The sequence below is a fragment of the Variovorax sp. 20P10.2.4 genome, from assembly GCF_058244205.1.
Genome location: NZ_JBZAYE010000207.1, coordinates 1 through 11,248, shown reverse-complemented (window position 1 = coordinate 11,248; position 11,248 = coordinate 1). Strand labels below are relative to the sequence as shown.

Here is an 11,248-nt window from a genome sequence, read left to right as displayed (position 1 = left end):
GCGGCGAGCCAGGCACCGAAGGAGACGCCGCACAGCCCCACCTTGGGCCGGCCGACGCCGATCAGCACGTCCTCGAGCCAGTCGCAGTAGTCGTCCTCGCTGGCCGGCCGGCGGCCCTCGCTGCGGCCGGCATCGCCCACGATGTCGACCGCGTACACGCGCAACGCGCCCGCGAGCACGCCGGCCATGTGGACCCAGGTGGTGGCATTGCCGCCCTCGCCATGCAGCAGCAGCACCGGCACGCCATAGGCCGGGCCGCACACCAGCAGATGGGCGCGGCCGCGCCGCGTGTCGACATGGCGCGACTCCACCGGCACCGGCCAGTGCGCGAGCACGCGGTCGTACGACTGCGAGAGCGCCGCATGGGCCTGGGGCGAGCGGAAATGCGGCAGGAAGGAAGTGGCGTCGAGGGACATCGTCGGGAGGCGAAGGAAGACGGGGGAATGCCATGCCGGCACGGGCCGGCCGGTGAGCAACGCGCGAGCCTGCGGCATCGTGGGCGGCGCAGATGAAGATCGGCTGAAGATTCGGCGACTTGCAGCGCCTTGCACCTTTCGGGCCCGATCGAGAAGTATTAGGAATTCCTTCAGCTTCGCCGGTTAGATTGCATTCATGAAGATCCTTCTGGTGGAAGACGATTTCGACCTCGCGACCGGCATCCGGGTGGCGCTGCAGACGCAGGGCATGGAGGTGGTGTGGGTGCGCCGCATCGAGGATGCGCAGCGCATCCTCGATGGCGAGGGCTGCGACCTGCTGCTGCTCGACCTGGGCCTGCCGGACGGCGACGGCCTGGGCCTGCTGCAGCACGTGCGGCGCGCCGAATCGCGGCTGCCGGTGCTGATCCTCAGTGCGCGCGATGCGCTCGACGACCGCCTGCTCGGGCTCGACAACGGCGCCGACGACTACCTGGTGAAACCTTTCGTTCTCGCCGAGATGCTGTCGCGCGTGCGCGCGCTCGCGCGCCGCAGCTACGGCAGCGACGGCGTGACCTTCGAGGTGCGCGGCCTGTGGCTGCACGAGCCGACGCAGCGCGTGCAGGTCAACGGCCAGCCGGTCGACCTGTCGCGCAGCGAGTTCAAGCTGCTGAGCCTGCTGATCAAGCGCACCGACCGCGTGATCACGCGGCGCATGCTCGAGCAGCAGGTGCTGCCGGCCTGGCAGACCCATGGCAGCAACGTGCTCGAGGTCCACATCTCGAACCTGCGCCGCAAGATCGGCGACGGCTACATCCGCACCGTGCGCGGCATCGGCTACGTGATCGACCAGGCCGCGCTGAAGCTGCCGGGAACGCCGTCTTGACGGCCACGGCGGCGGCCTCCGACGCCCCGCGCGGCTGGCGTCGGCTGCTACGGCCCACGCTGGTGCGCCGGCTGATGCTGGCGCAGGTGGCGATGCTCACGCTGCTGTGGAGCATCGCGGTGGGCCTGGTGCTCGGCACCTCGCTGACCGAGGACATGGGCATGGTCGACACCTCGCACCGCAGCGTGCTGTCGGTGGCGCACAACCTGGCCGACCGGCCCGCCGCGCTGGCCGAGAGCCTCCAGCGCATGGACATCGCGCTGCGCGAGACCATGGGCAGCGACAACGATCCCTCGCTCTCGCCGAGCCTGCTGGTGTGGCAGCACGGCCGGCTGGTCTACCACTCGGACGGCGTGCCGGCCGACATCGCCAACAGCCGCCTCGGCGTGCCCGAGGACGTGACCGCGCAGGGCAAGCAGTGGCGCACGCGTTCGCTGGAGAGCGAGGACGGCGCCACCCGTGTCGCGCTGGTGCTGCCGGCCGGCCCGCAGATGTGGCTGACCTTCCATTCGCGCGGCTACTACATCCTGCCGCTGGTGATCAGCGTGCCCTTCCTGCTGCTGCCGGCCTGGCTGTCGATCCGGCTCGCGCTGCGGCCCTGGCGCAAGGTGGCGCGCGAGATCGCGTCGCGCGACGTGCGCGAGCTCGCGCCGCTGGCCACGCAGACACGCCACGACGAGCTGCGCCCGCTGGTCGACAACTTCAATGCGCTGATGCAGCGGCTGCGCGCCAGCATGGAGCGCGAGCAGAGCTTCATCGCCGATGCCGCGCACGAGCTGCGCACGCCGATCGCGGCGCTGCGCGTGAACGTGGAGGCGCTGCAGGGCCTGCAGGCGCAGCCCGGAACGGTGCCGCCCGCGCGCCAGCAGGAGCTGATGGCGCGCATGGTCAGCGCCAGCGCGCGCGCCGAACGGCTGGTGAACCAGCTGCTGCACCTGATGCGCAGCGCGGCCCAGGTGTCGGCGCCGCGCCCCGCGCTGCTGCGCCTCGATGATCTGGTGCAGGAACGGCTGGCCACGCTGTCGGTGCTCGCGCGCACGCGCGGCGTGGAGGTCGAGCTGCTGAGCGACGACCCGGCACCGGTGGCCGGCGATCGCGACAGCCTGGTGTCCATGATCGACAACCTGATCGACAACGCCACCAAGTACGCGCCGCCGGGATCGACCGTGACCGTGGGCATCCGGCGCGACGGCGCGCAGGCCGAGCTGAGCGTGGCCGACCATGGCCCGGGCATTCCGCCCGAGCTGCGCGAGCGCGTGTTCGACCGCTTCTTCCGCGACCCCGACCAGACCCAGACCGGCAGCGGCCTGGGCCTCGCGATCGTGCGCTCGGCCACCGAGGCGCACGGCGGCAGCATCGTGCTCGGCGAAACGCGGCCCGGCCCGGGCCTGCTGGTGACGGTGCGGCTGCCGCTCGCGCGCGAAGGTATCGAGCCGGGCGCCGCGGCCTCGGTGAAGACCCGCGCTGCGCTGACGGCGGATTGACAGGCAGGGCTCCTACGATGGCGGGCGCGACATCGACACAGGAGACACCATGACCATCCAGCGCCCCCGCCTCGCGGCCTTCACGCGCCGCGCCCTGCTCGGCGCCGCCCTCGGGCTCGCGCTCGCGGGCTGCGGCAGCCCCGGCGGCAATCCGCAGGCACCGAAGCCCGAGCTCCACGTGATGACCTCGGGCGGCTTCACCGCCGCCTACAACGAACTGCGCCCCGGCTTCGAGCGCGCCAGCGGCCGCGCGGTGAAGACCGCCTACGGCGCCTCGATGGGCAATGCAGCCGACTCCATCCCGAGCCGCCTCGCGCGCCAGGAGCCGGCCGACGTCGTGATCCTGGCGCGGCCCGCGCTCGATGCGCTGGTCGCGCAGGGCCAGGTGCGGGCCGGCAGCCAGGTCGACCTGGTGCGCTCCTCGATCGGCTTCGCGGTGCGCAAGGGCGCGCCCCGGCCCGACATCTCGAGCGTCGAGGCGCTCAAGCGCACCCTGCTCGCGGCGCCGTCGATCGCCTATTCGGCCAGCGCCAGCGGCACCTACTACGAGACCGAGCTGCTGAAGAAGCTCGGCCTCGAGGCCCAGGTCAAGCCCAAGAGCCGCCGCATCCTCAGCGAGCGCGTGGGCAGCGTGGTGGCGCGCGGCGACGCCGCGCTCGGCCTGCAGCAGGTCAGCGAGTTGCTGCCGATCGAGGGCATCGACTACGTGGGCCCGCTGCCGGCCGAGGTGCAGCAGGTGACGGTGTTCTCGGCCGGCATCGCCACCGCGTCGACGCAGCCCGAGGCGGCGCGCGAACTGATCCGCTACCTGAACTCGCCGGCCAGCGCGCCGACGATCGCGAAGACGGGGCTGGAGCCGCTCGCTTCGCGTTGAGGCGCGCGCCGCGTCAGGCGCCGCCCGCCATGGCGAGCGGTGCATGCTTCGCCATCAGCTCGTCGACCCAGTCGATGAAGACGCGCAGCTTCGCGCTCTGGTGCCGGTTCGGCGGGAACACCAGGTACAGCGGCATCGAAGCCACCTCCCAGTCCTCGAACAGCGGCACCAGCTCGCCACCGGCGAGGTGCGGCGCGGCCATGTAGCGCGGCAGCCAGAGCACGCCCATGCCCGCGACGCCGGCCGCGGCATAGGCATTGCCGTCGTCGAGCGCGACCACGTAACGGCCCTGCGGCACGAACTGCTCGCCCGCGCGCGACAGCGCGATCGGCGCCAGCGTGCCGCTGCGCGAGCGCAGGAAGCCGACGATGCGGTGGTGCGAGTCCTCGAGTTCGCGCGGATGCACGGGCGTGCCGGCGCGCGCGAGGTAGCCGGGCGCCGCATAGACGCCGAGCCGAAGGTCGCCCACGCGGCGCGCCACCAGCGAGGAGTCGGTGAGCTCGCCGCCGCGCAGCACGCAGTCGACGTTGTCGCCGATCACGTCGACCACGCGGTCGCTCACGCCGAGGTCGAGCTGGATCTCGGGATGGCGCGCATGGAAGGCCGGCAGCGCCGGCACCAGGATCAGCCGCGCCAGCGGGGCCGGCACGTCGACGCGCAGCCGTCCCTTGGGCGAGGCCGAGGCGCTGGCCAGGCTGGTGTCGGCATCCTCGAGATCGGCCAGCAGGCGCACCACGCGCTCGTAGTAGAGCGCACCATCGGCCGTGACCTTGACCTGCCGCGTCGTGCGGTGCAGCAGCTTCACGCGCAGCCGTGCCTCGAGCTGCTGCACCAGCTGGGTCACGGTGGTCTTGCTCATGTGCAGGGTCTGCGCCGCCTTGGTGAAGCTGCCGGCTTCCACCACGCGCGCAAAGGCCTGCATCGCATCGAAACGGTCCATCTGATCGCCTGATTGTTTGGAATTGCCAAACAGTCATTGTGCGTCTTGCCCGTTTATCCGCAAAGAGCGAACACCTAGATTCACTGCATCCGCAACCATCGAAGAAAGTGAATCCCATGTCCTCCGCACGCGATGTCGTCTTCCCCGCCGGCCGCCAGGCGCTCTACGAGCGCCACCGCTACTCGCCGGCCGTGCGCGCCAACGGCCTGCTGTTCGTCTCGGGCCAGGTCGGCAGCCGGCCAGACGGTTCGCCCGAACCCGAGCTCGAGGCCCAGGTCCGGCTGGCCTTTGAGAACCTGAATGCCGTGCTCGCGGCGGCCGGCGCCAGCTTCGCCGACGTGATCGACGTGACGATCTTCATCGTCGATCCGGCCTCGAAGTTCGAGCGCATCTGGCAACTGGTGCTCGCCGAGTTCTGGGGCGAGGCGCCGCATCCCACGGCCACCGCCATCGGCGTGACCTGGCTCTACGGCTTCGACTTCGAGATCAAGGTGGTCGCGAAGCTGCCGGAAGCCGCCGCCGCCTGAGGCCCTACCGAGCGACGATCCGCTGCACGCCGAGCATGACCAGCATGCCGCCGGCCACGCCATCGACCCAGCGCTCCACGCGCAGGTAGCGCGCGCGGATCGCCTCGGCGCCGAACACCACGGTGATCCCGAAGTGCCACAGCAGCGAGAGCACGGCCACCATCAGGATGGTGGCGGTATAGAACCAGCCCGCGGCCTGCGCGGGCACCAGGGTCGCGAACACGCTGGTCCAGAAGGCGGCGCCCTTGGGGTTGGTGATGCCGGTCAGCAGGCCGGCGCGGTAGGCGCTGCGTGCATCGCGGCGCGTGCCCGCGGTCGCGCGGCGGGCGCTTCCCGTCGCGGTCTTCGCGGGCGGAGACACGGCGCGCCACAACAGGCTGCCGCCATACCAGACCAGGTAGCTCGCGCCGAGGAAACGCACGGCCGAGGCCAGCCACGGATGGTGCGCCATCAGGGTGGACATGCCCGCGAGCGAGAGCACGACCCAGAAGATCGAGCCGGTCGTGAGCCCCAGCACCACGTAGCGCGATTCGCGCTGGCGGCCGTCGAGCGCCATCTGGCTCAGGATGAAGAAGTTGGGACCCGGGCTCGCGAGCACGGCGAGGTAGACGCCGGCGATGAGCAGCAGGGGCGAGAGTTGGGTCATGGCGCCGAGGAGGATGCGAAAAGGACCCGCCGATCCTAGCGGCGGGCGAACATCCCTGCCCTCAGCGCGACTCGATCAGCGTCTTGACCCGCTTGGCCAGCGCATCCATCTCGAAGGGCTTGGTCATCACGTGCATGCCGGGCGCCAGGTGGCCATGGCTCAGCACGGCGTTCTCGGCATAGCCGGTGATGAACAGCACCTTGAGGCCCGCGCGCAGGGTGCGCGCGGCATCGGCCACCTGGCGGCCGTTCATGCCGCCGGGCAGGCCGACGTCGGTCAGCAGCAGGTCGATGCGCTGGTTCGACTCGAGGATGCGCAGCGCATCGGCACCGTCGCCGGCCTCGAGCGTGGCATAGCCCAGGCCCTGCATCACCTCCACGATCAGCATGCGCAGCGAGGCCTCGTCGTCGACCACCAGCACCGTGTCGCCGCGGTCGGCGCGCGGCGCGGTCTCGACCTGTTCGGCCTCCGTGGTGTTCTCTTCCGTGCGGTCGTGGCGCGGCAGGTAGATGCTGACCGAGGTGCCCTGGCCGACCTCGGAATAGATGCGCACCTGCCCGCCCGACTGCTTGGCGAAGCCGTAGATCATCGACAGGCCGAGCCCGGTGCCCATGCCGATGGGCTTGGTGGTGAAGAAGGGATCGAAGGCGCGCGCGGCCACCTCCGCGCTCATGCCCACGCCGTTGTCGCTGACCGTGAGCGACACGTACTGGCCCTCGGGCAGGTCGCGGGCCGGCGCGGTGCGCGCGTCGACCCAGCGGTTGGCGGTCTCGACCACCAGCGTGCCGCCCTCGGGCATGGCGTCGCGCGCGTTGATGCACAGGTTGAGCAGCGCGTTCTCGAGCTGGCTCGGGTCGGCATGCACGTTCCACAGGCCGACGGCGGCCACGTTCTCGAGCGCGATGCCCGGGCCCAGGGTCCGGCGCAGCAGGTCTTCCATGCCGTTCACGAGGCGGTTGAGGTTGACCGACTTGGGCTCCAGCGTCTGCCGGCGCGAGAAGGCCAGCAGCCGGTGCGTGAGCGCGGCCGCGCGCTTGACCGCGCCGTGCGCCACGCCGATGTAGCGCTCGAGGTCGGCCTGCCGCCCCTCGAGCCCGCGCCGGCGCATCAGCTCCAGGCTGCCGCCGATCGCGGCCAGCAGGTTGTTGAAGTCGTGCGCGAGGCCGCCCGTGAGCTGGCCCACGGCCTCGAGCTTCTGGCTCTGGCGCAATTGCTCGCGCGCCGCGTCGAGTTCGGCGGCGCGCTCCTTCTGCTGCGTGATGTCGCGCGCGGCCGAGTAGTTGAGGCCGCCCTCGGGCACCGCGGTCCACGACAGCCAGCGGTAGCTGCCGTCCTTGGCGCGGTAGCGGTTCTCGAAGCCGCGCGTGCGCTCGCCCTTGGCCAGCCGCGCGAGCTCGGCCTCGGTCGCGGCCAGGTCGGCGGGATGCACCAGCTGGCGGAACGGCATCGCCATCAGCTCCTGGCGGCTCCAGCCGAGCACCGCCTCCCAGGCGGGATTCACGCTCTCGAAGCTGCCCTGCCCGTTGGCCACGGCCAGCAGGTCCTGGCTCAGCTCCCAGGTGCGGTCGCGTTCGCGCGTGCGCACCTCGACCTCGCGCGCCAGCGATTCGGCGAAGGCCTGCAGCTCGAGCTGCGCCTCGCGCCGCGCGATCGCCGAGCGGATGCGCTCGCCGACCTCGCGCGTGAAGTCGAGTTCGTCGCGCGACCAGGCGCGCGCGCTACCGTGGTTGAGGTAGAGCAGCCCGACCAGCCCGCCGCGCTCGGTCAGCGGCATGTTGACCACGGCGCGCGCGCCGATGCCGTCGAGCGCATCGGCGGTGGCGCGCGTGCGCGGATCGTCGTGGGCATCGGCGAAAGCCACGGTCGTGCCCTGGCGCAGGTCGTCGATGTAGCTGCCGTAGTCGCGAAAGTGCAGTGTGCCGGCCAGGCTCTTGACGCCGGGCGCGGTCCAGTCGCGCTCGATCTCGATGGTCTCGGCCGCCTTGTTCACCACGCCGTAGCCCGCGCGGTCCACCTGCAGCTGCATGCCGAGCATCTGCGAGGCGGTGTAGGCGATCTCGCAGATGCCGTCCATGTCGCGGATGCGGTCGCTGAGCTCGATCAGCGCCAGCCGCCGCGACTCGGCGGCCCCGAAGATCTCGTGGGCCACGCGCAGCTTGGCCTCGGCCGCCTGCTTGGCCTCGCGGTCGGCCGCTTCCTTGAGCGCGCGCTCCATCACCACCGGCAGCCGCGCCAGCCGGCCCTTGCTCACGTAGTCGGTGGCGCCGCGCTTGAGCAGCTCGACCGCGTTGTCCTCGCCGATCACGCCCGAGACGAAGATGAAGGGCGTGAGCGGCGCCACCGCGCGCGCGATCTCGAGCGCATGCGCGCCCGAGAAGCCCGGCAGCTCGTAATCCGACAGGATCAGCTGGTAGCGCGCGCTCTGCAGCGCGCCCGTGAAGCCCTCCTCGTCGCACACCACGGTCACGCGCGCCCCGGGGAGCGCGGCGACCAGCGCCTCGGTCAGCAGTTCGACGTCGAAGCGCGAGTCCTCGAGGACGAGGATGTCGGGGGCCGTCGTGGAAGCCGTGCCGCTACTCATGGCGCCGGGTGGCCTTGAGCGACCCCGGCGGCGGTTCGTTGAGCACGGCCCAGAACACCCCGAGGTCGGCGATCGCCGAGACGAACCGGTCGAAAGCCACCGGCTTGACCACATAGGCGTTGACGCCGAGCTCGTAGCTGCGCAGCACGTCCGATTCCTCCTGCGACGAGGTCAGCATCACCACCGGGATGCTGCGCAGCGTCGCCGAGGCGCGCACTTCCTGCAGCACCTCCAGGCCGGTCACCTTCGGCAGCTTCAGGTCGAGCAGGATCACGGCCGGGTTGCCTTCGGCGCGATCGGCATGCTCGCCCTCGCGCTTGAGGTAGTCGAGCGCCTGCGCGCCGTCGCGCAGCACGACCACGTCGTTCGCCAGTTGGCTGCGCTCCAGGGCCACCAGGGTCAGTTCCAGGTCGCGCTTGTCGTCCTCGACCAGCAGGATCGGCTTAAGCATCCTCTTCTCCGTCAGTTGCGTTGCTCGAATTCGTTCCATCCGCCTCCGCGCCCGGCAGCACGAAGCCGAAGCAGGCGCCCGCGCCCAGTTCGCCGCGCGCCCACACCGTGCCGCCATGCCGCTCCACGATCCGCTTCACGTTGGCCAGGCCGATGCCGGTGCCCTCGAACTCCTCGGCCTGGTGCAGCCGCTGGAACACGCCGAACAGCTTGTCGACGTACTTCATCTGGAAGCCCACGCCGTTGTCCTCGACCTCGAGGCCCGTGCCGGCGTCGTTGCGCACCGCGCGCACCGTGATCACGGCGGGCTCGCGGGTGCGCGAGTACTTGACCGCGTTGGCCAGCAGGTTGCGCACCGTGACCTGCAGCAGCAGCGGGTCGGCGTACAGCGGCGGCAGGTTCGGCTCGACGCGCCATTCGATGGCGCGGGTCGGCTCGATGCGCACCAGCTCGCGCACCAGGCCCTCGACCAGCGAGGGCGTGTCGACCGTGCGCTTCTGCAGCGCGGCGCGGCCCATGCGCGAGAAGTCGAGCAGCGCGTCGACCATCTGGCCCGCGAAGGCCGCTGCGTCCTTCACGTGGCCCAGGTAGCGCCGCGCGCGGTCGGTCAGTTGCTGGCCCTCGGTCTGGGTCACCAGGTCGACATAGCCCGCGATGTGGCGCATGGGCGCGCGCAGGTCGTGCGAGACGGTGTACGAGAAGGCCTCGAGCTCGCGGTTCACGCGGCCCAGCTCGGTCGCCACGGCCGCGAGTTCCTCGGCGCGCCGCAGCACGATGCCGATCAGCGCCTGGCGCAGCTCGACGGCCGCGCCCACCTCGGCCGCCGACCAGGGGTTGGAATGCCCGCGGATGTGCTCGACCCAGCTCTGGAAGCTCAGCCGCGGATGCATGCGCTGGCCGTCCGGCACCATCGGCTTGCGCGGATCGCCGGCCCATTGCACCGTCTGCACGATCTCGGGCCGGAACCACAGGATCAGGTGGCGGTGCACCTGCGAGATCGAGATCGCCAGCACGCCGGCCGCGACCGCCTCGCAGTCGGCGAAGGGCTTGAAATGCCCGGCCAGCGAATCGCTGTCGTAGACCTCGACGCCGAGCCCGGCGATCCAGTGCGCGAGCTCCTGGATGCGCGGCTCGGGCGGCACGTCGCCCACGGTCCAGACCGCGTCGTCGAGCACCACGGCCGCGCCGGTGGCGCGCGCCACGCGCAGCAGCAGGGAGCCCTCCTCGACCAGCCGGCGCAGGGTGGCGTCGCTGTCGGCGAGCTGCGACACGGTCTGCAGCGTGAGCTGCCGCAGCTCGAGCCGGTCGGCCACCTCGCCGTGGGTCTGCTTGGCGTCGATCTGCATCGACAGCAGCTGGCCCATGTGCTCGCAGGCCAGCCGGGTCGCGGTGTCGAGGAAGCGCGGGTCGTGGTCGTGGCAGGAGATCAGGCCCCAGAGCTGGCCGCGCACCACGATCGACACCGACATCGAGGCCAGGGTGCCCATGTTGCGCATGTACTCGAGGTGGATCGGCGACACGCTGCGCAACTGCGCCTGCGAGAGGTCGATGCCGGTCGGCGCCAGCGCCGCGTCGCTCGAGACCAGCGGCACCGGGCGGTAGTTGGCGTCGGCGATCAGCCGGAAGTGGTTGACCAGGTAGAGCGCGCGTGCCTGCTGCGGAATGTCGGAGGCCGGGAAGTGATGGCCGACGTAGCTGTCGTAGCCCGCGTCGGCCGCCTCGGCCAGCACCTCGCCGTGGCCCGCGGCATCGAAGCGGTAGACCAGGCAGCGGCCGAAGCCCGTGAGCTGCTTCATCGCGCGCGCGACCAGCCCGGTGAGTTCGTCCACGTCGCGCGCCTGCTGCAGCGCGGGCAGCAGGACGCGGCTCAGCGCATAGATCGGCGCCTCGTTGCCCGCGGCCGGCTTCGCGGCCTCGAACTCGGCGATCAGGTGCTGCTCGGTGCGGTGCACCGCCACGTCGAACAGGCGGCCGTCGATCTCGAACGCGCCCAGCGACACCGGCGAGGCGCCGGGCTGCAGCACCGGCAGCGCCATGCCGCGCAGGCTCTGCGCCGCGGCGGCGGCTTCGCCCTCGGGCCAGTTGTCGCTCCAGGCCAGCCGCTCCAGGCCCTCGGCCGCCAGCACCAGCATGCGGCCGTGCGGCTGGATCGAGCCCGGCACGCGGATCGGCTCGAGATCGCAGCTCGTCAGGTCGGCCGCGTCCGGCGAGCCGGAAACAGCACCCGGGGCACCCGGCTGGTGAGGGTTCGAGGACGTGGGAAGTGCTGACACTTTCGAGGGGAAGGACGGGGCCGGATCGGCCGGCACGGGGTTGGAGGGGGAATGAATCGGGGTCGGATCGATCATGCCAGCGGCCCCGGGGGCCGCTTCGTCGGCCGATTCCTACCCGGCATGCAGGCTGGCGGCGCGGCTTGGGGACGGCGCGGTTCCGCCGTCGCGCGCGAG

10 protein-coding genes are annotated in these 11,248 nt (G+C 71.4%); 4 read left to right on the top strand and 6 right to left on the bottom strand.

Translation table 11 applies throughout. The features are described 5' to 3' along the window. Window positions 1-416: alpha/beta fold hydrolase (locus AC27VN_RS19700; protein WP_490877594.1), on the bottom strand; the 416-nt coding region annotated here is incomplete at its 3' end. A gap of 196 nt (window positions 417-612) precedes the next feature. Between AC27VN_RS19700 and AC27VN_RS19695 the strand changes: the two genes are divergently transcribed. From AC27VN_RS19695 to AC27VN_RS19685, 3 genes are read left to right on the top strand one after another with little or no spacing between them, the layout of a single operon-like run. Then, window positions 613-1,299 carry a response regulator gene (locus AC27VN_RS19695; RefSeq protein ID WP_093344488.1) on the top strand — a complete coding sequence of 229 codons (687 nt, stop codon included), beginning with the start codon at window positions 613-615 and terminating at the stop codon, window positions 1,297-1,299. Continuing rightward, window positions 1,296-2,783: a sensor histidine kinase gene (locus AC27VN_RS19690; protein ID WP_490877593.1), complete on the top strand. Its 1,488-nt coding sequence runs from the start codon at window positions 1,296-1,298 to the stop codon at window positions 2,781-2,783. The genes AC27VN_RS19695 and AC27VN_RS19690 overlap by 4 nt, the downstream gene beginning before the upstream one ends. Before the next feature lie 49 nt (window positions 2,784-2,832). Continuing rightward, the gene (locus tag AC27VN_RS19685; protein WP_490877592.1) at window positions 2,833-3,657 is read left to right on the top strand and encodes a substrate-binding domain-containing protein; all 825 of its coding nucleotides are present in this window, start codon (window positions 2,833-2,835) and stop codon (window positions 3,655-3,657) included. Window positions 3,658-3,670: 13 nt separating this feature from the next. On the opposite strand, the gene AC27VN_RS19680 is transcribed toward AC27VN_RS19685, so the two are convergent. Then, window positions 3,671-4,597: a LysR family transcriptional regulator gene (locus tag AC27VN_RS19680; protein WP_490877591.1), complete on the bottom strand. Its 927-nt coding sequence runs from the start codon at window positions 4,595-4,597 to the stop codon at window positions 3,671-3,673. A gap of 116 nt (window positions 4,598-4,713) precedes the next feature. On the opposite strand from AC27VN_RS19680, the gene AC27VN_RS19675 reads away from it, so the two are divergent. Next, the gene (locus AC27VN_RS19675) at window positions 4,714-5,124 is read left to right on the top strand and encodes a RidA family protein (RefSeq protein ID WP_490877590.1); all 411 of its coding nucleotides are present in this window, start codon (window positions 4,714-4,716) and stop codon (window positions 5,122-5,124) included. Window positions 5,125-5,128: 4 nt separating this feature from the next. Here the strand turns inward: AC27VN_RS19675 and AC27VN_RS19670 are convergent, their stop codons facing one another. From AC27VN_RS19670 to AC27VN_RS19655, 4 genes are all read right to left on the bottom strand, one after another. Beyond that, window positions 5,129-5,770 (bottom strand): LysE family transporter, encoded by a 642-nt coding sequence (locus tag AC27VN_RS19670; RefSeq protein ID WP_490877589.1) that lies wholly within the window; start codon window positions 5,768-5,770, stop codon window positions 5,129-5,131. Window positions 5,771-5,831: 61 nt separating this feature from the next. Continuing rightward, a complete protein-coding gene (locus AC27VN_RS19665) occupies window positions 5,832-8,351 on the bottom strand; it encodes a response regulator (protein WP_490877588.1) in 2,520 nt (839 codons plus the stop codon). Further along, complete coding sequence (locus AC27VN_RS19660; RefSeq protein WP_093344502.1) at window positions 8,344-8,802, bottom strand: response regulator; 459 nt, start codon at window positions 8,800-8,802, stop codon at window positions 8,344-8,346. The genes AC27VN_RS19665 and AC27VN_RS19660 overlap by 8 nt, the downstream gene beginning before the upstream one ends. Beyond that, complete coding sequence (locus tag AC27VN_RS19655; protein WP_490877587.1) at window positions 8,795-11,074, bottom strand: ATP-binding protein; 2,280 nt, start codon at window positions 11,072-11,074, stop codon at window positions 8,795-8,797. Before AC27VN_RS19655 ends, AC27VN_RS19660 begins: the two co-directional genes overlap by 8 nt. Window positions 11,075-11,248: the final 174 nt, after the last annotated feature.

What these genes read in the sequence shown, in the direction of transcription:
- AC27VN_RS19680 (WP_490877591.1), bottom strand. Translation starts at nt 4,597, where the DNA reads ATGGACCGTTTCGATGCGATGCAGGCCTTTGCGCGCGTGGTGGAAGCC.
- AC27VN_RS19660 (WP_093344502.1), bottom strand. Translation starts at nt 8,802, where the DNA reads ATGCTTAAGCCGATCCTGCTGGTCGAGGACGACAAGCGCGACCTGGAA.
- AC27VN_RS19685 (WP_490877592.1), top strand. Translation starts at nt 2,833, where the DNA reads ATGACCATCCAGCGCCCCCGCCTCGCGGCCTTCACGCGCCGCGCCCTG.
- AC27VN_RS19695 (WP_093344488.1), top strand. Translation starts at nt 613, where the DNA reads ATGAAGATCCTTCTGGTGGAAGACGATTTCGACCTCGCGACCGGCATC.
- AC27VN_RS19670 (WP_490877589.1), bottom strand. Translation starts at nt 5,770, where the DNA reads ATGACCCAACTCTCGCCCCTGCTGCTCATCGCCGGCGTCTACCTCGCC.
- AC27VN_RS19675 (WP_490877590.1), top strand. Translation starts at nt 4,714, where the DNA reads ATGTCCTCCGCACGCGATGTCGTCTTCCCCGCCGGCCGCCAGGCGCTC.
- AC27VN_RS19665 (WP_490877588.1), bottom strand. Translation starts at nt 8,351, where the DNA reads ATGAGTAGCGGCACGGCTTCCACGACGGCCCCCGACATCCTCGTCCTC.